This is a genomic window from Mesorhizobium sp. P2_A8, from assembly GCF_056404935.1.
Genome location: NZ_JBFUDB010000004.1, coordinates 80635 through 104613 on the forward strand (window position 1 = coordinate 80635; position 23979 = coordinate 104613).

Sequence of the window (23979 nt, forward strand, 5' to 3'; positions counted from 1 at the left end):
AAAGCAGAACAAGGCGGGCGACCTGGTGTAGAGACGCAGCAACCACGAAGATCCCGGAGCGGAACGATCGTCGTCATTGCGCATGGAAAGCCTCCTCGGATTGCTGGCAAATACGCGAGGAAGTTTATCTTACCGTAAAGAAAAACCCCGCCGGATCGCTCCGGCGGGGTTTTGAAGTGACCACCATGCAAGACGGTGGGGCAGAGGGACTTAGCTGCCCTGCTTCTTCAGCGCGGCACCCAGGATATCGCCCAGCGAAGCGCCAGAGTCGGTCGAGCCGTACTGGGCGACCGCTTCCTTCTCTTCGGCGATTTCCAGCGCCTTGATCGAGACCTGCAGCTTGCGGGTCTTCTTGTCGAAGGCGATGACGCGGGCGTCCACCTTCTGGCCGACGGTGAAGCGCTCGGGGCGCTGCTCGTCGCGATCACGGCTGAGGTCGGAGCGCTTGATGAAGGTCTCGATGCCGCTGTCGACCAGCCGCACTTCCAGGCCGCCATCCTTGACGCCGATGACTTCGCAGGTGACGACGGCGTTCTTGCGCAGTTCGCCTGAAGTCGCCGCTTCGCCAACCGTATCCTTGGCCAGCTGCTTGATGCCGAGCGAGATGCGCTCCTTGTCGATGTCGACGTCGAGCACCTGCGCCTTGACCATGTCGCCGCGATTGTACTCTTCGATGACCTGCTCGCCCGGACGGGTCCAGTCGAGGTCGGAGAGGTGGACCATGCCATCGACGTCGCCTTCGAGGCCGATGAACAGGCCGAACTCGGTCTTGTTCTTGACCTCGCCCTCGACCTGGCTGCCGACCGGATGGCTGCTGGCGAAAGCCTGCCACGGATTCTCAAGCGTCTGCTTGAGGCCGAGCGAGATGCGGCGCTTGGCCGGATCGACTTCGAGCACCACCACGTCGACTTCCTGGGTCGTCGACAGGATCTTGCCGGGATGCACGTTCTTTTTCGTCCACGACATTTCCGAAACGTGGATGAGGCCTTCGATGCCGGGCTCCAGCTCGACGAACGCGCCGTAGTCGGTGATGTTGGTGACGGTGCCCTTGATCTTCTTGCCGATCGGGAACTTGGTGCCGATCTCGGACCACGGATCGCTCTCGAGCTGCTTCATGCCGAGCGAGATACGGTGAGTTTCCTGGTTGATGCGGATGATCTGCACCTTGACCGTCTGACCGATGTTGAGGATTTCGGTCGGGTGGTTGACGCGGCGCCATGCCATGTCGGTGACATGCAGCAGGCCGTCGATGCCGCCGAGGTCGACGAACGCACCGTAGTCGGTGATGTTCTTGACGACGCCTTCGACAACCTGGCCTTCTTCGAGGTTCTGCACGATTTCCGAACGCTGTTCGGCGCGGCTCTCCTCGAGCACGGTACGGCGCGACACCACGATGTTGCCGCGGCGGCGATCCATCTTGAGGATCTCGAATGGCTGCGGGTTGTGCATCAGCGGGGAAACGTCGCGGATCGGGCGGATATCGACCTGGCTGCGCGGCAGGAAGGCCACGGCGCCGTCGAGGTCGACGGTGAAGCCGCCCTTGACCTGGTTGAAGATGACGCCTTCGACGCGCTCACCCTTGGTGAACTTCTCTTCGAGCCGGACCCAGCTCTCTTCGCGGCGGGCCTTTTCACGGCTGAGCATCGCTTCGCCAAGCGCGTTTTCGATGCGCTCGACATAGACTTCGACCGTATCGCCGACCTTGAGCGTCGTGTCCTTGCCCTTGACGCCGAATTCCTTCAGCGGCACGCGACCTTCGACCTTGAGGCCGACGTCGATGATGGCCATGTCTTTTTCGATCGCGGTGATCGTGCCCTTGACGACCTGGCCTTCGCCGGAATGGCCGGCGGTAAATGATTCTTCGAGCAGGCTCGCGAAATCATCGCGAGTGGGATTTGCAGCTGACATTGTTTCTCCTGGAATGCCCCGCTTCTGTCGCGGGACGGGCGCCGTGGGTTAGCGTTGCGTTGGCCTGCCGGCGTTCCGGGCTACAAAAGCCCTGGGCCGCTCTTTAAGCGGCAATTCCGGCGCATGAAGAATGCTGGCAGGCTGGTTCGTGTCCGATATGGGTGTTTTCTTCGCGTCCGACAACGGAAACACGAGGGAAAAACCCGGATCAGGCCTTGTTTCTCTTGTCCAGCACGTCGTCGATGATCGCCATGGCCGCAAGAAACGCGGCTTCTATAGCCATTTCGCTGGTATCAAGCAAGTGCGCGTCGGCGGCCGGCTTCAGCGGAGAGTCGGCGCGGCCCATGTCGCGCTCGTCACGACGCATGATGTCGGCGAGAATCTCGGCGAAATCAGCGGTGCCGCCGATGCTCTCGATCTCGGCCAGCCGGCGCCGTGCCCGCACCTCGGCGCTGGCCGTCACATAGAGTTTTATGTCGGCGTCGGGGCAGACGACGGTCCCGATGTCGCGCCCGTCGAGCACCGCGCCCGGGGGTGTCTTGGCGAAGTCGCGCTGCTTTTCGACGAGGATGCGCCGCACGGTCGGATACACCGCGACCTTCGAGGCCGCCTCGCCGACCGCATGCGCCGACAACACCGCACGGTCGAGCTTTGCCAGATCGACCTGGCGGGCAGCGGTTTCGGCGGCCGAGACGTTGTCGAGCGGCAGCGCGTGCTGGATCAATGCGTAGGCTACCGCGCGATAGGTGAGGCCGGTGTCGAGCAGGTTCAGCCGGTAGTGGTCGGCGAGCCGCCGCGCCAGCGTGCCTTTTCCGGCACCGGCAGGACCGTCGATGGCAATGGTGAAGACGTGTGTCATTGGCTGGTCAACGCTTTGTTTGCTCGGGCAGCAAGCCCTCGCGCATGGGGCCAATCGCCAAAGTTTGTGATTGCCACTGTCACTCGATCTCCGCGCCCAGCTCCTTCATCAGCCCCATGAATTCCGGAAAACTGGTCGCGATCATCGCCTGATCGTCGATGGTGACGGGCTTTTCCGTCGCCAGTCCCATGACCAGAAAGCTCATGGCGATGCGGTGGTCGAGATGGGTTTGCACCGTTGTGTCCGGGCCGTTCGGATGGCGACCGAGACCCTTGCCGCCCGGTTTGCCGCGTACCGCAAGCGAAGCCTCGCCCTCGGTGCAGTCGACGCCGTTGAGCTTCAACCCGTCGGCGACGGCCGACAGCCGATCGGATTCCTTGACCCGCAATTCTTCCAGCCCTTGCATCAGCGTTTCGCCCTCGGCGAAGCTGGCGGCGACCGCAAGCACGGGATACTCGTCGATCATCGACGGCGCCCGCTCGGGCGGCACGGTGACGCCCTTGAGCTCGGAATAACGCACGCGCAGGTCGGCGACATCCTCGCCGCCGGCATTGCGCGGGTTGAGGATGTCGATCTTGCCGCCCATTTCCTGCAGCGTCAGCAGAAGCCCGGTGCGGGTCCGATTCATCAACACGTTCTCGATCAAGATGTCCGAACCCGGCACGATCAGCGCAGCCACCAGCGGGAAACCGGCCGAGGAAGGGTCGCCCGGGACCGCGATGGTCTGGCCGGTCAGCTTGCCCTGGCCTTCGATGAAGATGTGGCGCACGCCGCGCTCGTCGGTCTCGACCGACAGATTGGCGCCAAACCCTTTGAGCATCTTTTCGGTGTGGTCGCGCGTCATGACAGGTTCGATGACGGTGGTGATGCCTGGCGTGTTCAGTCCGGCCAGCAGCACCGCGGATTTCACCTGTGCCGAGGCCATCGGCACGCGGTAGGTGATCGGTGCCGCATGCTTTGGGCCATGCAGCGTGATCGGCATGCGGTCGCCCGGCGTCGCCTTCAGCACCTGCACGCCCATCTGGCGCAAGGGTTCGAGCACCCGGCCCATCGGCCGGCCGGACAGCGAGGCGTCGCCGATGAAGGTCGTTTCCATGTCGTAGGTGCCGACCAGGCCCATCGTCAGCCGCGAGCCGGTGCCGGCATTGCCGAAATCGAGCGGGCCTTCCGGCTGCAGCAGCGCGCCATTGCCGGTGCCGCGGATCACCCACTCGGCGCCGCGCTTCTCGACAAGCGCGCCCATCGCCTTCATGGCCGCACCGGTGCGCATCACGTCCTCGCCTTCCAGCAGGCCGGTGATGCGGGTCTCGCCGGAGGCGAGGCCGCCAAACATGAAGGAGCGGTGCGAGATCGACTTGTCGCCCGGCACGCGGGCGGTGCCGGCAAGTGCTGGTGATTTGCGGGCGGTGGCCGACTTTGGGGCGGCGGCGTGAGACATGGAATTTCCCTGGACGGAATGCCGGAGGGCCGGCGCTTTTCATTTGTTGCGGCGGTCTCGTATCACGGCGGGCCGAAATGGTCATCCCCCATGGTCGTCATCGACGCGAGGCCTTTCAATGCATGGTTTTGTGACGCCGGCTTTTCGCTTTGACAGCGCTGCAAACTGTGGTTAAGGGGACCACTCTTTTATTGACGAGGCTTGCCGTGGCAAAAACCGAACTTGGCACAAAACGCATCGACCCGGAGACGGGCCGAAAATTCTACGACCTGAACAAGGACCCGATCGTCTCGCCCTACACCGGCAAGACCTATCCGCGTTCCCATTTCGAGGAAGGCAAGATCGCCGCTCTCGAAGAGGAAGAGGAAGTGGTCGAGAAGGAAGTGGACGCCGAGGAAGAAGAGGGCGTCGAGGTCGTCTCGCTCGAAGAGGCGGACGAGGACGTCAAGGGCGACGACCTGCCGGATCTCGGCGACGATGAGGACGACGTCGATCTCGGCGACGACGAGGATGACACATTCCTTGCCGACGAAGAGGAAGAAGACGACGACGTCGCCGACATGATCGGTGTCGGCGACGACGACGACGAGGTCTGATCCGGCCTTGGAAGCAGGCGTTTGCGGGCTTTCTTGGCCTGTGAAGAAAAACCGGCTCTCGAAGGCTTGATATTGACGAAAGGCGGGGTTAGAAGCCGCCTGCACTAACGGCGCGGTCTCCAACCCGCGCCGGATCTCTTCGCCGGAAACGGCGCCGGTTGACTGCCGGAAGTGGGGCCATAGCTCAGTTGGGAGAGCGCTTGAATGGCATTCAAGAGGTCGTCGGTTCGATTCCGATTGGCTCCACCAAACAGTCACTCTCCTCATCGAGGATATCAGGCCAGCTGTTGCACGGATCGCCGACATCGCGCCGATCTTCCACATGGTCATCCGCTCTTTCGGAACGACTTCACCAGGCGCTCCGGGTCTGGGTCGGTCAGCCAGATCATACAGTCGACCGACTGGAGGACGACTGGTATGCGGCTGGCGCGACAGACGGCTTTCTTTTTGCCTCACCCGCCAGCCGGGTCAGCCAGTCACTTTTGCTGATACGCTTTTCAATCTGATGATAACTCAGCATCGCGACTGGGATGGCCATCACCAAGAATGACAGCGCCAACGCTATCAGCGGCACTTTACCCACAAGGCCAAAGTTCACACACAGAGCCGCCATAACCGCGAACAGCATTTGATGCCACAAATACAGTGAGTAGGACGAATCTCCCAGGGCGACCCAACGCTTGGAGAATTGCCACTTCGACCGAAGTTCGATGGCCACAAATCCATTGACAACAAACGCGCTCGGCAGGCCAAAACACACCACGCGCCACATCTGAGGCAGCTCAAACCATCCTGCCCCATAGTGCCGGAAAACGATCGCTCCGAGCAAAATTCCGCCGATGCCGATGCTCAGGGATGCCACAGCGTATTTTGAGAATCCTCGCTTGACGAGCAAGGCAACCACGATCCCGAACACGAACTCCAGAACCAGTGGCGCCATCGGTGCCGATGGTGTGAAGACGCCCGTGATCCATACCGAGAAAACAGCAACGAACCAGAGACCTAGGACAAGCAGGATGCGACGCGGGGAGATCAAAATCCCCAACGCGCACATAGTGTAGAAAATCATCTCATATTGCAGTGTCCAGGCCGCGAGAATTCGGTTGTTCGGCTGGTCGATCAGAAGAACCAATTTCCACCACGGTTCCTGTTCGAGCGATGTCGGGGCAAGTTCAACCTTTGTCATCAGCAGCGTCGCGACACCAAACGCGATCAAATAGATCGGGTAGATGCGAAACACGCGCCGCACGGCAAATCCTCGGAACGCTTGCCATCGCCCGACGATGGCGGCCCTTTCCCCCGCTTTCCCGGCGGACAAAAAGACCACAAAGCCGGATATGACGAAGAACAGATCGACGCCGGCCGGACCGATCGAGTCCCCCAATTGCACGATCCAATGGCCCCTCAGGGGCTCCAGCGACCAGAAAGTATGGCTTGATACAACCATTAGTGCCGCGACGGCGCGAAGACCTTGGATGTTTCTGTAAAGCATAGTGGAGGCATAACAACGAAAGATAGAAGCGGCAATACACGCGTCGATAAAAACCCGATCAGAGCCAAAACATCAGCAATGATTCGCCTCTGATAGAGGTATGGATTTGAATTTTCCGTCGATTCCGCAGACTTTGACCGCGATGGCTGTTAGAATTTCAATAGAGAGACGAAAGTTACTTCAGAAGAAGCTAATAAGACGGTCAGGTTCGTCGGGCGTGTGGCGGATAGCAGGCCCCGTGGGGGACGGGGCGCTGGGATAACCTGGTGGCGCAGTGCCTTGTCGGGCGTCACATCTCCTACTTTGCAGGAATGTCTACCGGTTTCGGTTGCGCGTCCTGGCGCTGACACCAAGCTTCGCCAGATGGGCCGGCCGCGCGTTCTGGAGTTGGCGATCCCCTTCAAAAGCTGCCAGGCAAAGCGACGAAGCACTTTCCTGAAGCCATCACCTTCGAAGCCGTTCAATTGGCTACTGAATGCGATGGATTTGGGATGAAATCTTGCCCCGTCGAACAGCCAAACCAATCGGGCAGCCGAGAGCGGTATGGAAGCGATCGATTTCCTTCCCGCATGCGCTCATTTCGAGTAAAGCTATGACTGGGCGCCTTCCGATCGCGCGGGGACGGCGCTGTTAGGTGGCGGCGTGACCGTGATCGCCTTTGATTGCAGCGTTTGCCATCGAAGATTGCGTGCTTCGAGGCTGGAACATGGAACACAGGCTCGCGGCGGTGCTGGCAGCCGACATGGCTGGATACTCTCGGCTCATGGAAGCCGACGAGAGGGGTACCCTTGCGCGGCTCAAAACGCACCGGATCGAACTCATTGATCCGGCAATCGCCAAGAACCAAGGCCGCATCATCAAAACCACCGGTGACGGCATGCTGGTCGAGTTCCAGAGCGTGGCAGATGCGGTGCGCTGCGCTGCGGAGGTGCAGATCCGCATGCGCCGCCGCAACACCGACGTGCCGGATACCGGACGCATTCAGTTCCGGATCGGCATCAATCTCGGCGACATCATCTTTGATGAAGGCGACATTTATGGCGATGGCGTGAATGTCGCCGCCCGGCTGGAACAGATGGCTGAAGTTGGCGGGGTGTGCGTCACCCAAGCCGTATACGAACAGGTCTTCGACCGGCTCGAAATCAAGTTCGAGGACCTCGGCGAGAAGGTCCTGAAGAACATCTCTCGTCCGATACGGGTCTGGCGCGCGGTGCTGGACGATGCAGCCGATCCGCGAGCGGTGGACGGCTCGGCCCGGCGCAGCGCGGTAAAGCCGTCGATTGCGGTCCTGCCATTCGCTAATATGAGCGGCGAATCCGAACAGGAATTTTTCGTTGATGGTCTGACCGAGGATATCATCACGGAACTTTCGCGCCGGCACGAACTGTTCGTCATCTCGCGCAATTCCACCTTCGTCTACAAAGGGCAGTCGGTAAACCTCCGTGAAATCGCCCGGAAGCTGGGCGCGCAATACCTGGTGGAGGGCAGCGTCCGCAAATCGGGCGATCAGCTCAGGGTGACAGCGCAGCTGATCGATACTGCCACCGATACACACATCTGGGCCGAGCGATACGACCGCAAGCTCGACGATGTTTTCGCCATTCAGGACGAACTGACCGCAGCGATCGTGGCCACGCTGCCAGGCCGCGTCGAAGCCGCGCAGCAGGATCTCGTGGCGCGCAAAACACCCGCCAACATGGCAGCATACGAATGCGTGCTCGCGGCCAAGGTCCGCCACCATCGCAGCAATCGAGCCGAGAATGAGGAGGCGCTGAAGCTGGTGACACGAGCGCTAGAACTCGACCCCGAATACGCGCATGCCCACGCCTGGCGGGGCTGCATCCTGGGGCAAGCCTGGGGCTACGGCTGGTGCGCTGATAAGGACGCCGCTTTCGACGAAGTCGTTCGCGAGCTTGAGTTGGCGCAAGCACTGGACAGCAACGATGCGGACGTCCAACGGATATTGGCAGCCATTAGCATCAGCCGCAACGATCTGACGAAGGCTCGGCACCACCAGGAACGGGCTCTCGCACTCAATCCAAACTACGATCTCGTCGTGGTCCAGCACGGCGAGCTTTTGACTTGGCTCGGTCGCCCCAAGGAAGGATCCCACTGGATTCGCAAGGCGATGCAGTTGAACCCTCACCACCCGGAACGCTTCTGGAGCCATCTTGGGAAAGCTCATTTTGCAGCCCACGAATATGCCGAAGCAATCGAGGCCTTCATGCATCTGTCGAAGATGGATGCCAACCAACACGCCTTTGTCGCGGCAGCCTATCACTGGCTGGGCGATCGGACCGCTGCGTCCGCTCATCTCGCTCAAATAGACAAGGTCGATCCGGAATTTACGATTGATGCTTTCGTCTCTACCCTGCACTACGAGAACGAGGCGGATCTTCATCATCTGGTTGATGGACTGAAGTCTCCCGAAGCGGCGCAGGTGAGAGTATAGTATTCGAACCTCGCGAGCCTCCTTGTTCAGTCGCGCTTGCGCGACTGAAGGCCAATCCCGTCACCACTCGGCGAAGGAACCGTCCTTGTGGCGCCAGATCGGGTTGCGCCAGCGGTGGCCTTCCCTGGCGCGCTCCTTCACATACTCTTCGTCGATCTCGACACCGAGACCAGGGCCATCGGGGATGGCGACATAGCCATCCTCGTAGCGGAAGACATCCTTGTTGGCGGCGTAGTCGAGCAGGTCGTTGGCAGCGTTGTAGTGGATACCGAGGCTCTGCTCCTGGATGAAGCAATTGTAGCTCACGGCATCGAGCTGCAGGCATGCGGCGAGCGCGATCGGCCCGAGCGGGCAGTGCGGCGCCACCGCCACATCATAGGCCTCGGCCATCGCCGCGATCTTGCGGCATTCGGTGATGCCGCCGGCATGCGACAGGTCGGGCTGGATGATGTCGACGACGCCTTCCTCGAACACCGACTTGAAGTCCCAGCGGCTGTAGAGTCGCTCGCCGAGCGCAATCGGCGTCGAGCCAAGCGCGGCGATCTCCTTCAGCGCCTCGCGATTTTCGCTCAGAACCGGCTCCTCGATGAACATCAGCCTGTAGGGCTCGAGCTCCTTGACCAGGATGCGCGCCATCGGCCGGTGCACGCGGCCGTGGAAGTCGACGGCGATGCCGATGCTGGGGCCGACGGCCTCGCGCACCATGGCGACGCGTTCCACCGCGGCATCTATTCTGTCGTGGCTGTCGACGATCTGCAGCTCCTCGGTGCCATTCATCTTGAGCGCCAGGAAGCCGCGCGCCACCATTTCCCTGGCGCCCGCCGCGACCTCCGCCGGACGGTCGCCACCGATCCAGGAATAAACTTTGATGCTGTCACGCAACTTGCCGCCGAGCAGTTCGTGGACAGGAACGCCGAGCGCCTTGCCCTTGATGTCCCACAGCGCCTGGTCGATGCCGGCAATGGCGCTCATCAGGATCGCTCCGCCGCGGTAGAAGCCGCCGCGATGCATCACCGTCCAGTGATCCTCGATCAGGCGGGGGTCCTTGCCGATGAGATAATCACCAAGCTCCTTGACCGCCGCCTCGACGGTCAGCGCCCGGCCTTCGACGACCGGCTCGCCCCAGCCGGTGACGCCGGCGTCGGTCTCGATTTTCAGGAACAGCCAGCGCGGCGGAACGATGTAGGTGGTGAGCGAAATGATTTTCATGCTGTCTCAGTTGTTCTTGAGTTTCTTGGCGCTGACGAGGTCGCGCGCCGCAAGGTCGAGGATTCTGTTTGCCGCGCCGCGCGCTGCCTCGGCGTCGCGCATGCGCAGCGCCTCCACCACCTCGCGATGCGCCGCCACCGCTTCCAGGCGCCGGTCGAGCGAAATTGTCGCCGTCGCTTCCAGCGAGAATTTGAGGCCGGTGTCGATCAGATTGCCGATCTGGCGAAAGATCGGGTTGTGGCTCGCGGCATAGACGATCTGGTGGAAGGCGATGTCGGAGCGCGAGAACATCACGAGGTCCTCGCCGGCGCCTGCCATGCCGCGCCAGGCCGCTTCGAGATCGGCGATCTCCTGCAGTGTCGCGCGCGTCGCGGCCAGTTCGGCGACCAGCGGTTCGATGGCGCGGCGTGTTTCGAGAATGGCGTCGAAGAGCTTGTCGTCCAGCGCATGCGGCGCGTGCCAGGCCAGCACCTGCGGATCGATGATGTTCCAGTCGTCCTCGTTGCAGACGATTGTGCCAACACGCGGCCGCGACAGCACCAGCCCCTTGGCGGCCAGCACCTTCAGGGCCTCGCGGATCACGGTTCGGCTGACGCCGTATTCGACGCCAAGTTCGTTTTCCGTCGGCAAGGAGGATCCGGCCGGATAGCGTCCGGAAAAAATGTCCGAGGCCATAGCCTTGGTCACGTCGGGCATGACGCGCGGGCGGCGGGTCGTCGTGTCGCCCGGTGTCTTCTTCGAAATCTCGGTCACCTTAGCCCTCCTCCAAGGCGGCGAACCTGCCAGTTCGCACAACCGGCCCGGCATTAGCGGATGCAAACGAGTTGCGCCAGCGATCGCTGCTCAGAGCATGTACATTAATTATCATACCAGATCAATTGACGAGTATGATAAAAGCGAATAGAGAGTCCGCATCCGGGCTGAGCGCCCGGCCTATCGCTGGGAGGAAATCATGCGACTTTTGAAGACCGCGCTCGTCGCGGGCGCGCTTGCCGTGCTGTCCGTCACGACCATCGCTTCTGCCTATGCTCAGGACACCAAGATCGGTTTCATCGTCAAACAGCCCGAGGAGCCGTGGTTCCAGGACGAATGGAAGTTCGCCGACCAGGCCGCCAAGGAAAAGGGCTTTACCCTCGTCAAGATCGGCGCCGAGGACGGTGAGAAGCTGATGTCGGCGATCGACAATCTCGGCGCCCAGGGCGCCCAGGGCTTCATCGTCTGCACACCGGACGTGAAGCTCGGGCCTGGCATCGTCGCCAAGGCCGCCGCCAACAATCTCAAGCTGATGACCGTCGACGACCGTCTGGTCGGCGCCGACGGCAAGGCGCTCGAAGACGTGCCGCATATGGGCATCTCGGCCACCAAGATCGGCGAGGCCGTCGGCCAGGCGATCGTCGACGAAATGAAGGCGCGCGGCTGGAAGGCCGACGAGGTCGGCGCCATCCGTGTCTCCTATGATCAGCTGCCGACGGCTGTCGATCGTGTCGAAGGAGCCATCTCGGTGCTGAAGGCGAACGGCTTCAAGGCCGAGAACATCTTCGACGCGCCGCAGGCCAAGACCGACACCGAGGCTGCGCTGAACGCGGCGACGGTCGTGCTCAACGCCCATGCCGACATCAAGAAGTGGGTCTCTTTCGGCCTCAACGATGAAGCAGTACTGGGGGCCGTGCGCGCTTCCGAAAGCGTCGGCATTCCGGCCGACGGCATGATCGGCGTCGGCATTGGCGGCGCGGATTCGGCGATCAACGAGTTCAAGAAGCCGACCGCCACCGGCTTTGTCGGCACCGTGATCATCTCGCCGAAGCGTCATGGCTACGAGACGGCGCTCAACATGTACGATTGGGTAGCCAACAACAAGGAACCGGAGAAGCTGATCCTGACCTCCGGTGCGCTGGCCAAGCGCGACGACTATCAGAAGGTCCGCCAGGGCCTCGGCATCGAATAATCCTCCCTGTACAAACAGGCGGCGGCTCATCCCCGCCGCCTGTTTGCCATCGCACAAGAAGGATCGATGCCCGTGTCCTTTCTCGACTTCTCGCACATCACCAAGACTTATCCGGGCGTCAAGGCGCTGTCGGACGTGTCGTTCGGCGTCGACAAGGGCGCGGTGCATGGCCTGATGGGCGAGAATGGCGCGGGCAAGTCCACCCTGATCAAGATCCTTTCCGGCGACCAGCATGCCGATGAGGGCGAGATAAGCATCGACGGCAAGGTCCAGGCCTATGCCTCGACCCGGGATGCCTTCGACAATGGCGTCATCGTCATCCACCAGGAACTGCAGCTGGTTCCCGAGCTTACCGTGGCCGAAAACCTCAGCCTCGGCCGCTTTCCCGCCAGCGCCGGCATCATCGCCGGCCGCCGGATGCTGGAAGACGTCGGCGCCAAGCTGAAATCGGCCGGCATCGACATCGACATGCGCCGCAAGGTCAAGACGCTGTCCATCGGCGAACGCCAGATGATCGAGATCGCCAAGGCGATCATGCTCGACGCGCGCGTCATCGCACTGGACGAGCCGACCTCGTCGCTGTCCTCGCGTGAAAGCGAAATCCTCTTTGCCCTGATCGATCGCCTGCGCGGCGAGGGCAAGGTCATCATCTATGTGTCGCATAGGCTCGACGAGGTGTTCCGGCTCTGCGACAGCTTGACCGTGCTGCGCGACGGCAGGCTCGCGGCGCACCATGCCTCACTTAAGGACGTTACGCGCGATCAGGTCGTCGCCGAAATGGTCGGCCGCGAGATTTCGGACATCTGGGGTTTTCGCCCGCGCAAGACCGGCGATATCAGGCTCAAGGTCGAGACCCTGTCCGGGGCGAAGCTGATGACGCCCGCCAGCTTCGAGGCCCGCGCCGGCGAGATCGTAGGCTTCTTCGGCCTGATCGGCGCCGGGCGCTCGGAACTGATGCGGCTGGTCTTCGGCGCCGACCCGCGCTCGGGCGGCACCATCACCGTCGACGGCAAGATCGTCCCTGCCACCGACCCGCATGGATCGATCCGGGCCGGCATCGTGCTGTGCGCGGAAGACCGCAAGCATGACGGCATCATCCAGGGCCGCTCGATCGAAGAGAACATCAACATCTCGTCGCGGCGCCATCACACGCGCTTTGGCGTGCTCAACAGCGCCAGCGAGATCGCGACGGCCGAAACCTTCATCAAAAAGCTCAAGGTGCGCACGCCGTCGCGCAGGCAGGACATCATCAACCTCTCCGGCGGCAACCAGCAGAAGGTCATCCTTGGCCGCTGGCTGTCCGAGCAGGGCGTGCGGGTTCTGATCGTCGACGAACCGACGCGCGGCATCGATGTCGGCGCCAAATCGGAAATCTACGAACTGCTCTACCAGCTTGCCGAGGACGGCATGGCGATTGTCGTCGTCTCGTCCGAACTGCCGGAGGTGATGGGCATCTGCGACCGCATCCTGGTGATGTGCGGTGGCCGCATCAGCGCCGAACTGGCCCGCGACCAGTTCGCTGAGAAGGCGATCCTGGCTGCGGCTCTTCCCGACAAGAAAACCCCCGACGCGATCGCATCCTGAGGATTTTGCCATGACCGATCAGTTGAAGAAGATCCTGCTCGGCGAACAGGGGCTTGTCGTCATCTTCCTCGTTGCCTTCGCGCTGGTGTCGGCTCTCGTGCCGAACTTCCTCACCGACCGCAACATGCTCGGCCTGCTGCAGTCGGTGGTCACCGTCGGCATCGTCGCCTGCACAATGATGTTCTGCCTCGCGGCGCGCGACTTCGACCTGTCGGTTGGCTCGATCGTCGCCTTTGCCGGTATGGTCGCGGTGATGGCGTCCAACGCCACCGGCTCGATCCTGCTCGGCCTTCTGGCGGCAATCGCTTGCGGCGCCTTCGTCGGCTTCATCAACGGCGTCGTCATCGCCAAATTCCGCATCAACGCGCTGATCACCACGCTGGCCACCATGCAGATCGTGCGAGGTTTCGCCCTGATCGCGTCCGACGGCCGCGCCGTCGGCATCAACAGCCCTGATTTCTACCAGCTCGCGCTGTCGAAACTGTTGGGCATACCGACACCGATCTGGGTGCTGGCCGCTCTCTTCGGCATCTTCGGCTTTGTGTTGAACCGCACCGTCTTCGGCAAGAACACGCTCGCCATCGGCGGCAATCCGGAGGCCTCCCGGCTTGCCGGCGTCAATGTCGACAGGACGCGGATCTGGATTTTCGCCCTCCAGGGCGTCGTCTGCGGCATCGCGGGCATCCTGCTGGCATCGCGCATCACTTCCGGCCAGCCCAACGCGGCGGTCGGGCTGGAGCTTTCGGTCATCTCAGCCTGCGTTCTCGGCGGCGTTTCCCTGGCCGGCGGCCGCGCCACGATGTCGGGCGTCATCGTCGGCGTGCTGATCATGGGCATCGCCGAAAACGCCATGAACCTGCTCAACATCCCGGCCTTCTACCAGTACATCGTGCGCGGCGTTATTTTGCTCCTGGCAGTGCTGCTCGACAATCTGCGCTCGTCGGCATTGGGGCGGCGTTGATCGTCTTCGATTGGAGTGACCAAAATGGCTGAGCGCCTGTCCGGCAAACGCATCTTCCTGACGGGCGCCGCGCAAGGCATCGGGCTGGCAATCGCCGAGGCCTGCCTTGCCGAAGGGGCAAAGCTATTCCTGGTCGACCAGGATGGCGCGCTGCTGGACAAGACCGTCGCCGGTCTTGCCGCACCGCAGGGCCATGTCGGACATATCGCCGCCGACATCAGTGACGGCACCGCGATTGCCGCTGCCGTTGGTTGGGCAAACGATGAAATCGGCCCGATCAACGCGCTGATCAACAATGCCGGTGTCAATGTGTTCTCGACGCCGCTCGACACCAGCGAGGAGGAGTGGAACCGCAATTTCGACGTCAACGTCAAGGGCGCCTGGAACTGCAGCAAGGCGGTGCTACCGGGCATGATCGCAAGCGGCGGCGGCGTCATCCTCAACATCGCCTCGACGCACAGCTTCACCATCATTCCGCACACCTTCCCCTATCCCGTCGCCAAGCACGCGCTGCTCGGCCTGACCAAATCGCTGGCGCTGGAATATGCGGGGCAAGGCGTGCGCGTGAACGCGCTGGCGCCCGGCTATGTCGAGACGCAGAAGGCGATCGACTACTGGAACAGCTTTCCTGACCCGGCCGCGGCGCGCGCCAACACCATGGCGCTGCATCCTGGCGGCCGTATCGCCTCGGTGCGCGAGATCGCGCTTGCCGCGGTGTTCATGATTTCCGACGAGTGCCCGTTCATGAACGCGGCCAGCCTCGTCGTCGATGGCGGGCTGAGCCAGCTGCAGCACCCCGCCTGAACACTGGGAAGACCATGACCAAGAGACGATCGCAGCACTGGTTCGGCGGTTTGGGGAAGGATGCCTTCATCCACCGCAGCTGGATGAAGAACAACGGCCTGCCCGACGATGCCTTCGACGGCCGCCCGGTGATCGGCATCTGCAACACTTTTTCCGAATTCACCCCGTGCCACGTGCACTTTCGTGGCCTGATCGAACACATCAAGGCCGGCGTGCTGGAGGCCGGCGGCCTGCCGCTCGAATTCCCGGTCTTCTCCTGCGGCGAGTCCAATCTGCGGCCGACTGCGATGCTGTTTCGCAACCTCGCCTCGATGGATGTCGAGGAGGCGATCCGCGGCAATCCGATGGATGGCGTCGTGCTGATGGCCGGTTGCGACAAGACCACACCGTCGCTGGTGATGGGCGCCGCTTCCTGCGACCTGCCGTCGATCGTTATCTCCGGCGGGCCGATGCTCAACGGCCGCTTCCAGGGTCGCGAGATCGGTTCCGGCACCGATGTCTGGAAATTCTCCGAAGACGTCCGCGCCGGGGTGATGAGCGAACAGGATTTCGCCAGTGCCGAGAGCGCCATGTCGCGCTCGCCTGGCCATTGCATGACCATGGGCACCGCCTCGACCATGGCATCGATGGTCGAGGCGCTCGGCCTGTCGCTGCCGGGCAACGCTACCTATCCAGCCGTCGACGCCCGCCGCAGCCGCATCGCCCGGATGACCGGGCGGCGCGTCGTCGAGATGGTCAATGAGGATCTTCGGCCATCGGCGATCCTCAAGAAGGCGGCCTTCGCCAACGCCATCCGCGTCAATGGCGCGATCGGCGGTTCGACCAATGCGGTCGTGCACCTGCTGGCGATTGCCGGCCGCGTCGGCACTGAGCTTACGCTGGACGATTGGGACCACTATGGCCGCGACGTGCCGACCATCCTCGACCTGATGCCGTCCGGCCGCTTCCTGATGGAGGATTTCTGCTATGCCGGCGGCCTTCCAGCCGTGATGAAGGAGATCGCCGACCTGCTCGACCTCGACGCGCTCACGGTCAGCGGCAAGAGCGTGGGCGAGAACATCGCCGACGCCAGGAACTATAATCCCGAGGTGATCCGCCCGCGCGACAAGGCGCTTACCGCCCAGGGCGGCATTGCGGTGCTGCGCGGCAATCTGGCGCCCGACGGAGCCATCATCAAGCCGTCGGCCGCCTCGCCGGCCTTGATGAAGCATCGCGGCCGCGCCGTCGTCTTCGAGGATATCGATGACTACAAGGCGCGCGTCGATGATCCCTTGCTCGACATCGACGAGGGTTCGATCATGGTGCTGAAGAATTGCGGCCCCAAGGGCTATCCGGGGATGGCCGAAGTCGGCAACATGGCGCTGCCGCAGAAGCTGCTCAAGCAAGGCATCCGCGACATGATCCGCATCTCCGATGCCCGCATGTCGGGCACCGCCTTCGGCACGGTCGTGCTGCATGCGGCCCCCGAGGCAGCTGTCGGCGGCCCGCTGGCGCTGGTCAGGAGCGGCGACATCATCAAGCTCGATGTCGAAACGCGGAAGCTGCATCTCGACGTGTCCGAACAGGAACTCGCGCGACGGCGGATATCCTGGATCGCACCGGAGCCGGCGATGCGCGGCGGCTATCAGGGCCTCTACGTTGACCGTGTGTTGCAGGCGGATCGTGGCGCCGACCTCGATTTTCTTGTCGGCAGCCGAGGCCACGCTATCCCGCGCGAAAGCCATTGAGGGTGACCGGGATGCCGAATTTCCGGCCCGATGATATCCATGGCATCCACGCCATCCTCTACGCGCTCTTCGACAAAGACGAGCGGCTTGATCGCGCGGCAATGCGCAGGCAGGTCGAGATCTGCCTGGCGACCGGCGTGCATGGCATGGCGGCGCTTGGCCTGGCGACGGAAGTCGCCAAGCTCACCGAAGCCGAGCGCCGGACGATCATGGACTGGACGGCGGAAGACACAGCCGGAAAAGTGCCGGTAGCCTGCACCATTTTCGGTTCTTCGGTTGCCGAGCAGGTATCCCAGGTCCGCCACGCCGAAAGTGTTGGGGCGGATTGGGTTATCCTGCAGCCGCCACCCGTCGGTTCCTATGGAGCGGTGGAATACATCCGCTTTTTCGGCCGTGTCGCCGAGGCGACCGACCTGCCGGTGGCGATCCAGAACGCGCCGGCCTTTTTCGGGCGCGGCCTGACATCGGACGAAATCCGCGACCTCGTCACGCTTCATCCCAACATCCGGCTGATCAAGGGCGAAGGTCCGGTCACCGACATCGCCGGGGTGATCGAACGCACCGAAGGCCGCATTCCCGTCTTCAATGGGCGCGGCGGCCTGGAACTGATCGACAATTTCCGCGTCGGTTGCCGCGGCATGATCCTGGCGCCCGATTGCATCGACCTTGCCGTGCGCGCCTGCAATGCATTCCGCACCGGAGACGAAGCAGCGGCCGAAACCCAGTATGTAAAAATGCTGCCGGCGGCGGTCTTCGTCATGCAGGGAATCGAGAACCTGATCTGCTACGGCAAGCGGCTGTTTGGCGCCCGCGCCGGCATCCCGATACACGATCGGGCTCCGGCGATGCGGCCTAGCGAGGCTGGCCTTGCAATGGTGGCACGCTTCGCTGCCCATCTGGGGCGATTGCCGGGCTAGTTGCCGACGCCGAGGCCTTTGTGCGCCGAGCGAGCCGGGTTGCCACCACCGGCCGAGGAGAGAAATTCTAATCCCTGTCACGGATTTAGAATAAACTAACTCTACAGAATTTATAGAATAAGCAATCTGCACTGGCGATCTGGTTTCCACCCGGACAGGACCACGCCATGCCCACCCTTTTGCGCCCGCCCCCGATCTCATCAGGCATAGAAGGTCGCCGCCCGACCGCGGGAGGCAAGCCTTGACCCGGGATATTCCAGACCGCATCAAGGTGCTCTGGTTCCTGCCGACGCATGGCGACAGCCGCTACCTCGGCACGTCCGAAGGCGGCCGGGCCGTCGATCTGCCCTATCTGACGCAGGTGGCCAAGGCCGCCGACACGCTGGGCTATTACGGCGTGCTGTTGCCAACCGGCCGGGCCTGCGAGGATTCCTGGGTGATCGCTTCGGCGCTGGTGCCGCTGACCGAGCGCTTGCGTTTCCTCGTCGCCGTGCGGCCCGGCCTGCAATCGCCGACCCTCGCCGCCCGCATGACCGCGACGCTCGACCGCATCTCCAATGGCCGCCTGCTGATCAATGTCGTCACCGGCGGCGATCCGCTCGAGAACAAGGGCGACGGCATCTTCCTGTCGCATGCCGAGCGCTATGAGGTGACGCAGGAATTCCTGCAGATCTATAAGCGCGTGCTGAGCGGCGAGACGGTCGCACATGAGGGCAAGCATTTCCGCATCGAGGACGGCCGGCTGCTGTTTCCACCGGTGCAGACGCCGTACCCGCCGCTCTATTTCGGCGGCTCGTCCGATGCCGGATCCGTGGTGGCGGCGCAGGAGATCGACAAATATCTGACCTGGGGCGAGCCGCCCTCCGATGTCGAGCGCAAGCTTGACGGCGTGCGTGAACTGGCCGAGAAGGCCGGCCGCAAGCTTTCCTTCGGCATTCGCCTGCATGTCATCGCCCGCGAAACGACCGAGCAGGCCTGGGCAGCGGCCGACAGTCTGATCAGCCGGCTCGACGACGCGACGATCGCCTCGGCCCAAAAAGTCTTTGCCCGCATGGATTCGGTGGGCCAGGCGCGGATGAGCGCACTGCATGGCGGCAACCGCGCCAAGCTCGAGATCGCGCCCAATCTGTGGGCCGGCGTTGGCCTGGTGCGTGGCGGCGCCGGGACAGCACTCGTCGGTGACCCCGACACGATCGCCGAACGCATCGATGAATACCGTCGCCTCGGCATCGATACCTTCATCCTGTCCGGCTATCCACATCTCGAGGAAGCCTACCGTTTCGGCGAACTGGTGCTGCCGAAACTGCCGACCGATCATCCGGTGAAAGTCGCTGGTTCGTCGGTCAACACCGGCCCGTTCGGCGAGACCATCGCCGGCGATCATCGGCCGAAGTCGCTCGCCAGCGCCTCGTGAACGCGCTCCCTCCAGCCCGCCGATTGCGCGTCGCCATCATCGGCGGCGGCTTTTCCGGCGCTGCGGTGGCCTGGCATTTGGCACGGACAGCTCGACCGGAATGCCCGTCGATTTCCGTGATCGATCCGCGACCGGTGATCGGCGGCGGCCTTGCCTATTCCAGCGCGGAGCCGTCGCATCGGGTCAACGTCCCCGCAGTCAGAATGAGCATGGCGCCTGACGATCCGCAGCACTTTGCGCGCTGGTTGAGCCGCGATGGCGAACTCGAGCGCGACCCGGACGCCATCTGGAAGAATGGCGACGTCTATCCGCGCCGGCGCGTGTTCGGCCGCTACGTCGCCGAGCAGCTGGCGCCCTGGCTCAGCGCGGGCGCGGTGCGCCACGTCAGCAGTCTCGCCACAGGCGCCGCACGTGACGCGGGTGGCAGGGCCTGGACCGTGCACACCTCCAGCGGGCCGGTTGCCGCCGACATCGTCGTCCTGGCGGCGACGCATCCGCTGCCCAATATTCCCGCTGCGTTGACCTCGCTGGCGGAAGCGCCAGGTTTCATCGCCGACCCATACGCCTCTGCCGCGCTTGCCGGGATCGGGCCGGACGCGTCTGTGTTGATCGTCGGCTCCGGACTGACCTCGGCCGACATGGTCGCCGAACTCGATCGCCGTGGCCATCACGGCCGCATCCTGGCGCTGTCTCGCCGCGGGCTGCGCTCGCGCGGCCACCCGGACATCAGGGGCGAGCCGTTCGGCGACTTTGCAACCACGCCGGCCACGACGGCGCTTCAGCTGCTCGAAAACATCCGCGCCACGCTGGCAGCGGCGCGGGTGGCCAACGTCAACTGGCAGTCCGTCTTCGACCAGCTGCGTCTGCAGGGGCCGGTGCTGTGGGCCGCACTTGCTCCGCCGGAACGGGCAAGGCTGGTCCGCCAGCTGCGCGTATTCTGGGACGTGCATCGTTTCCGGATCGCACCGCAGGTCGCGGCCGTGCTCGACCGGCGTCACGCAGCCGGCACGTTCGACAATATTGCCGCCAGGCTTGTTGCATCGAACCATGAGGACGGCGGCCTGGCTGTCAGCCTTCAATGGCGCGGGCGGACGCAGATCGAGACTGCGCGCTTCGATGCCGTCATCAACACCACGGGCCCGGCTCATGGGCAGTCGCTTCAGCTGAACCCGGCATTGCGCTCGTTGACCGAGGCCGGGCTGATCAGGGCCGACCAATATGGGCTGGGTATCGAGACAAGTCGCGACAGCCGCGCCGTCGGCCGGGACGGCAGGGCGGTCGCGACACTCTTCGTCGCCGGTCCGCTGGCGCGAGGGACTTTCGGCGAACTCATGGGCCTGCCGGAGGTTGCCCGCCATGCCCAGGCCGTCGCGGCCGAGATTGCAAAGTTGCTCGACACGCCAGCCGAGGCCGTCGGCGCCAATGCCGCGCACGGTCCGGTCGCGGGCTGACAAGCGGGAGCCGGATGGGCCGCGCAAAAAATTGGTATTTCCATCCCGATAGGGTCCCAAAAACGAAAAATCCTTCTTTGTATATATATTCTATAAACATAATAAATATCGGCGAAACCCGGCTGCGGTCGGACCGAGCAACGACACGGCCTGAAGGGGAGACAGTTCATGGCACACGCAGAATCCGACGCGATCAAATTCGCCTACTGGGTGCCGAATGTTTCGGGTGGCCTGGTGATCTCCAACATCGAGCAGCGCACCAGCCATTCGGCTGAGTACAATCGCAAGCTGGCGCAAATCGCTGAGAAGGCCGGTTTCGACTACGCGCTGAGCCAGATCCGCTTCACCGCCGGCTACGGCGCCGACGAGCAGCATGAGTCGGTGGCGTTCAGCCATGATCTGCTGGCCGCGACCACCACGCTCAAGGTCATCGCCGCGATCCTGCCCGGACCATGGAACCCGGCGCTGGCGGCCAAGCAGATCGCCACCATCAGCTACCTGACCAATGGCCGCGTCGCCATCAACCTCGTCTCCGGCTGGTTTCGCGGCGAGTTCCACGCCATCGGCGAGCATTGGCTCGACCATGACGAGCGCTATCGTCGCTCGGAGGAATTCATCCGCTCGCTGCGCGGAATATGGACGCAGGACAGCTTCACCTTCCGTGGCGATTTTTACCGCTTCAACGAATATTCGCTGAAGCCGAAGCCGCCGCATCCGCTGCCCGAAATCTTCCAGGGCGGGTCGTCGCGCGCCGCGCGCGACATGGCATCGCGCGTCTCGGACTGGTACTTCACCAACGGCAACACGCCGGCCGAGATCGCCAAACAGGTCGACGACATCCAGGCCAAGGCGAAGGCCAGCAGCCATTCCGTCAAGGTCGGCGTCAATGCCTTTGCCATCGTCCGCGACACCGAGGACGAGGCCAAGGCGGTGCTTGCAGAAATCATCGCCAAAGCCAATCCCGAGGCCGTCAACGCCTTCGGTCACGAGGTCAAGAATGCCGGCAAGGCCTCGCCGGAAGGTGAGGGCAATTGGGCGAAGTCGTCGTTCGACGATCTGGTGCAGTACAATGACGGCTTCCGCTCGAACCTGATCGGCACGCCGAGCCAGGTCGCCGAACGCATCGTCGATCTGAAGCGTGCCGGCGCCGATCTCATCCTGCTCGGCTTCCTGCATTTCCAGGAAGAGGTCGAGTATTTCGGCAAGCATGTCATCCCGCTCGTTCGCGAGCTGGAGAATGCCGAGTCGGCTGCGTCGTTGGCAGCAGAGTAGCCACCCCACCGACTGGCCGGACAGGCTTCCGGCCAGCACACGAATGAACGTTCCCGGCGCGCTCGAGCCATCGAGCAGCAACGAGAGTTTGCGCGCCTGCCGATGCAATCGAGGACGATCGGAATGCCTCTGCCCAGTTATGCCTTAGGAGCGATGGAGGCTTCGGTCTATGCACCGGAGGTCTTGGCGCGCGCCCTGCCGTTAGCACTGCGTCGGGAGCAGCAGCCCGAACGCAACGGCGAGCCGACAGGGTCCGCCGCCACCGTTCCGCTGCTTTCGCTTCAGGGCATTGGCCTTTCATTTGGCGGTGTCGTCGCGCTGGCCGATATCGACCTGTCGGTTCACCCCGGCGAGATTCGCGCGATCATCGGTCCGAACGGCGCCGGCAAGAGCTCGCTGATCAACGTCATCAGCGGCGTCTACCAGCCGGATCGCGGCCATGTCCTGCTCGACGGCACCAGCTATGCCCAGGTACCGACGCAGCGGCTGGCGCATCTCGGTGTCGCCAGGACCTTCCAGAACCTCGCTTTGTTCAAGGGCCTCAGCGTCCTCGACAATGTCGCTTCCGGCCTCGCCTACAAGGTCCGCTCCAATTTTGCCGGCCAGGTGCTCGGCATAGGCCGCTCGCGCGGCGAGCAGCGTGACACTCTGAGCCGCGCCGACCAGATCCTCGAATTCCTCGACCTCGCCGCCGTTCGCGATCGGCTTGTCGGCACCTTGCCCTACGGGCTGCAGAAGCGGGTCGAACTGGCCCGTGCGCTGGTCGCCGAACCGCGCCTGCTTCTTCTCGACGAACCGATGGCCGGCATGACCGCAAGCGAAAAGAGCGAGATGGCGTCCTTCGTCCGTGCCGCGCGCGACCGCTTCGCCACCACCGTCGTCTTGATCGAGCACGATGTCGGCGTCGTCATGGGCCTGTCCGACCGCATCGCCGTTCTCGACTATGGCCGCAAGATCGCCGACGCCACGCCCGACGAAGTCAGGAACGATCAGCGCGTCATCGATGCCTATCTCGGCGTCGCCTCGGACAATGAAGACGGGGCAGGCATATGATCGCCGATTTCGACTATCAGTTCTTCATCGAGGTGCTCGTCGGCGGCCTGCTCTCCGGCGTCATGTACTCGCTGGTCGCGATCGGCTTCGTGCTGATCTACAAGACCTCGGGCGTGCTCAATTTCGCGCAAGGCGCGATGCTGCTGTTCGCCGCGCTCACCTTCGTCAGCCTTGTCGAACGCGGGGTTCCGTTCGCGCTGGCATTGGTCGTCACCTTCGCCATCATGGTGGCGATCGGCATCGCCATCGAGCGCACGGTGCTGCGGCCGCTGACCAACAAGCCGCCGATAACGCTGTTCATGGCGACGCTCGGCCTGTCCTACATCATCGAAGGTGCTGCCCAGCTGATCTGGGGCACGCAGGTCCATGGCCTCGATCTCGGCATCGAGGACGTGCCGCTCGAAGTTGGCGGCGTGCTGATCAGCCAGTTCGACATCTTCGCCGCCGTGGTTGCCGCCGGCATGGTTCTCCTGCTGTCGCTGTTCTTCCGCTACACCCGTATCGGCCTCAGCTTCCGCGCCGTCGCCGACGACCAGTTCGCGGCCCTCGCGGTTGGCCTGCGCCTGCCGTTGATCTGGGCCACCGTCTGGGCGGCCGCCGGTCTCGTCGCGCTGGTGGCGGGCCTGCTCTGGGGTGCGCGTCTCGGCGTGCAGTTCTCGCTGTCCCTGGTGGTGCTCAAGGCGTTGCCCGTGCTGGTGCTCGGCGGCTTCGATTCCATCCTCGGCGCCATCGTCGGCGGGCTGCTGATCGGCGCCAGCGAGAAGCTCGCCGAGGTCTATATCGGCGACTATTTCGGTGGCGGCATCGAGAGCTGGTTCGCCTATGTCGTCGCGCTCGTCTTCCTGTTGATCCGTCCTTCCGGCCTGTTCGGCCAGAAGCTGGTCGAGAGGATCTGAG

Annotated in this window: 19 protein-coding genes and 1 tRNA gene; 14 read left to right on the forward strand and 6 right to left on the reverse strand. The window is 63.1% G+C overall.

Features of this window, described 5'->3' with window-relative positions; all coding sequences use genetic code 11:
• Window positions 1-210 precede the first annotated feature (210 nt).
• The 3 genes from rpsA to aroA all read right to left on the reverse strand — a co-directional run bounded on the left by rpsA (window position 211) and on the right by aroA (window position 4205).
• Complete coding sequence (rpsA, locus tag AC1D10_RS12920) at window positions 211-1908, reverse strand: 30S ribosomal protein S1 (protein WP_008872513.1); 1698 nt, start codon at window positions 1906-1908, stop codon at window positions 211-213.
• A gap of 208 nt (window positions 1909-2116) precedes the next feature.
• The gene (gene cmk / locus AC1D10_RS12925) at window positions 2117-2767 is read right to left on the reverse strand and encodes a (d)CMP kinase (protein ID WP_477272222.1); all 651 of its coding nucleotides are present in this window, start codon (window positions 2765-2767) and stop codon (window positions 2117-2119) included.
• Between the two features lie 79 nt (window positions 2768-2846).
• Entirely contained in the window at window positions 2847-4205 is a 1359-nt protein-coding gene (gene aroA, locus AC1D10_RS12930) for a 3-phosphoshikimate 1-carboxyvinyltransferase (protein WP_477272224.1), read from the reverse strand.
• Window positions 4206-4411: 206 nt separating this feature from the next.
• Here aroA and AC1D10_RS12935 point away from each other — a divergent pair, with 206 nt between their 5' ends.
• Entirely contained in the window at window positions 4412-4801 is a 390-nt protein-coding gene (locus AC1D10_RS12935; protein WP_477272226.1) for a TIGR02300 family protein, read from the forward strand.
• Between the two features lie 173 nt (window positions 4802-4974).
• Window positions 4975-5050, forward strand: a tRNA-Ala gene (locus tag AC1D10_RS12940).
• Between the two features lie 136 nt (window positions 5051-5186).
• Here AC1D10_RS12940 and AC1D10_RS12945 read toward each other — a convergent pair.
• On the reverse strand, window positions 5187-6293 hold the full coding sequence (locus AC1D10_RS12945; protein ID WP_477272228.1) for an acyltransferase family protein: 1107 nt from the start codon (window positions 6291-6293) through the stop codon (window positions 5187-5189).
• Window positions 6294-6999: 706 nt separating this feature from the next.
• Between AC1D10_RS12945 and AC1D10_RS12950 the strand changes: the two genes are divergently transcribed.
• The gene (locus AC1D10_RS12950) at window positions 7000-8745 is read left to right on the forward strand and encodes an adenylate/guanylate cyclase domain-containing protein (RefSeq protein ID WP_477272230.1); all 1746 of its coding nucleotides are present in this window, start codon (window positions 7000-7002) and stop codon (window positions 8743-8745) included.
• A gap of 60 nt (window positions 8746-8805) precedes the next feature.
• On the opposite strand, the gene dgoD is transcribed toward AC1D10_RS12950, so the two are convergent.
• Both dgoD and AC1D10_RS12960 read right to left on the reverse strand, forming a co-directional pair.
• Window positions 8806-9954: a galactonate dehydratase gene (dgoD, locus tag AC1D10_RS12955; protein ID WP_477272232.1), complete on the reverse strand. Its 1149-nt coding sequence runs from the start codon at window positions 9952-9954 to the stop codon at window positions 8806-8808.
• Window positions 9955-9960: 6 nt separating this feature from the next.
• Window positions 9961-10650 (reverse strand): FadR/GntR family transcriptional regulator, encoded by a 690-nt coding sequence (locus AC1D10_RS12960; protein WP_477273091.1) that lies wholly within the window; start codon window positions 10648-10650, stop codon window positions 9961-9963.
• Window positions 10651-10906: 256 nt separating this feature from the next.
• Here AC1D10_RS12960 and AC1D10_RS12965 point away from each other — a divergent pair, with 256 nt between their 5' ends.
• From AC1D10_RS12965 to AC1D10_RS13015, 11 genes are all read left to right on the forward strand, one after another.
• A complete protein-coding gene (locus tag AC1D10_RS12965; RefSeq protein ID WP_477272234.1) occupies window positions 10907-11899 on the forward strand; it encodes an arabinose ABC transporter substrate-binding protein in 993 nt (330 codons plus the stop codon).
• Window positions 11900-11971: 72 nt separating this feature from the next.
• Window positions 11972-13483 carry an L-arabinose ABC transporter ATP-binding protein AraG gene (araG, locus tag AC1D10_RS12970; RefSeq protein WP_477273093.1) on the forward strand — a complete coding sequence of 504 codons (1512 nt, stop codon included), beginning with the start codon at window positions 11972-11974 and terminating at the stop codon, window positions 13481-13483.
• Window positions 13484-13493: 10 nt separating this feature from the next.
• A complete protein-coding gene (gene araH / locus AC1D10_RS12975; RefSeq protein WP_477272236.1) occupies window positions 13494-14444 on the forward strand; it encodes an L-arabinose ABC transporter permease AraH in 951 nt (316 codons plus the stop codon).
• Window positions 14445-14468: 24 nt separating this feature from the next.
• Complete coding sequence (locus tag AC1D10_RS12980) at window positions 14469-15248, forward strand: SDR family oxidoreductase (RefSeq protein WP_477272238.1); 780 nt, start codon at window positions 14469-14471, stop codon at window positions 15246-15248.
• A 14-nt stretch (window positions 15249-15262) separates the two neighbouring features.
• Window positions 15263-16975 carry an IlvD/Edd family dehydratase gene (locus AC1D10_RS12985; protein ID WP_477272240.1) on the forward strand — a complete coding sequence of 571 codons (1713 nt, stop codon included), beginning with the start codon at window positions 15263-15265 and terminating at the stop codon, window positions 16973-16975.
• 11 nt (window positions 16976-16986) lie between these two features.
• Entirely contained in the window at window positions 16987-17892 is a 906-nt protein-coding gene (locus AC1D10_RS12990) for a dihydrodipicolinate synthase family protein (RefSeq protein ID WP_477272242.1), read from the forward strand.
• Window positions 17893-18133: 241 nt separating this feature from the next.
• A complete protein-coding gene (gene ssuD / locus AC1D10_RS12995; RefSeq protein WP_477272244.1) occupies window positions 18134-19306 on the forward strand; it encodes an FMNH2-dependent alkanesulfonate monooxygenase in 1173 nt (390 codons plus the stop codon).
• Complete coding sequence (locus AC1D10_RS13000; protein ID WP_477272246.1) at window positions 19303-20757, forward strand: FAD/NAD(P)-binding protein; 1455 nt, start codon at window positions 19303-19305, stop codon at window positions 20755-20757. The genes ssuD and AC1D10_RS13000 overlap by 4 nt, the downstream gene beginning before the upstream one ends.
• A gap of 168 nt (window positions 20758-20925) precedes the next feature.
• On the forward strand, window positions 20926-22029 hold the full coding sequence (gene sfnG / locus AC1D10_RS13005; RefSeq protein WP_477272248.1) for a dimethylsulfone monooxygenase SfnG: 1104 nt from the start codon (window positions 20926-20928) through the stop codon (window positions 22027-22029).
• A gap of 123 nt (window positions 22030-22152) precedes the next feature.
• The gene (locus tag AC1D10_RS13010; protein WP_477272250.1) at window positions 22153-23082 is read left to right on the forward strand and encodes an ABC transporter ATP-binding protein; all 930 of its coding nucleotides are present in this window, start codon (window positions 22153-22155) and stop codon (window positions 23080-23082) included.
• Window positions 23079-23978 carry a branched-chain amino acid ABC transporter permease gene (locus tag AC1D10_RS13015; RefSeq protein ID WP_477272252.1) on the forward strand — a complete coding sequence of 300 codons (900 nt, stop codon included), beginning with the start codon at window positions 23079-23081 and terminating at the stop codon, window positions 23976-23978. Before AC1D10_RS13010 ends, AC1D10_RS13015 begins: the two co-directional genes overlap by 4 nt.
• The last annotated feature ends 1 nt before the right edge of the window (window position 23979 follow it).

Excerpts from the sequence above, each read along its gene's own strand:
- rpsA (WP_008872513.1), bottom strand. The coding sequence starts at position 1,908 with ATGTCAGCTGCAAATCCCACTCGCGATGATTTCGCGAGCCTGCTCGAA.
- cmk (WP_477272222.1), bottom strand. The coding sequence starts at position 2,767 with ATGACACACGTCTTCACCATTGCCATCGACGGTCCTGCCGGTGCCGGA.
- aroA (WP_477272224.1), bottom strand. The coding sequence starts at position 4,205 with ATGTCTCACGCCGCCGCCCCAAAGTCGGCCACCGCCCGCAAATCACCA.
- AC1D10_RS12945 (WP_477272228.1), bottom strand. The coding sequence starts at position 6,293 with ATGCTTTACAGAAACATCCAAGGTCTTCGCGCCGTCGCGGCACTAATG.
- AC1D10_RS12950 (WP_477272230.1), top strand. The coding sequence starts at position 7,000 with ATGGAACACAGGCTCGCGGCGGTGCTGGCAGCCGACATGGCTGGATAC.
- dgoD (WP_477272232.1), bottom strand. The coding sequence starts at position 9,954 with ATGAAAATCATTTCGCTCACCACCTACATCGTTCCGCCGCGCTGGCTG.
- AC1D10_RS12960 (WP_477273091.1), bottom strand. The coding sequence starts at position 10,650 with ATGCCCGACGTGACCAAGGCTATGGCCTCGGACATTTTTTCCGGACGC.
- AC1D10_RS12965 (WP_477272234.1), top strand. The coding sequence starts at position 10,907 with ATGCGACTTTTGAAGACCGCGCTCGTCGCGGGCGCGCTTGCCGTGCTG.
- araH (WP_477272236.1), top strand. The coding sequence starts at position 13,494 with ATGACCGATCAGTTGAAGAAGATCCTGCTCGGCGAACAGGGGCTTGTC.
- AC1D10_RS12980 (WP_477272238.1), top strand. The coding sequence starts at position 14,469 with ATGGCTGAGCGCCTGTCCGGCAAACGCATCTTCCTGACGGGCGCCGCG.
- AC1D10_RS12985 (WP_477272240.1), top strand. The coding sequence starts at position 15,263 with ATGACCAAGAGACGATCGCAGCACTGGTTCGGCGGTTTGGGGAAGGAT.
- AC1D10_RS12990 (WP_477272242.1), top strand. The coding sequence starts at position 16,987 with ATGCCGAATTTCCGGCCCGATGATATCCATGGCATCCACGCCATCCTC.
- sfnG (WP_477272248.1), top strand. The coding sequence starts at position 20,926 with ATGGCACACGCAGAATCCGACGCGATCAAATTCGCCTACTGGGTGCCG.
- AC1D10_RS13010 (WP_477272250.1), top strand. The coding sequence starts at position 22,153 with ATGCCTCTGCCCAGTTATGCCTTAGGAGCGATGGAGGCTTCGGTCTAT.
- AC1D10_RS13015 (WP_477272252.1), top strand. The coding sequence starts at position 23,079 with ATGATCGCCGATTTCGACTATCAGTTCTTCATCGAGGTGCTCGTCGGC.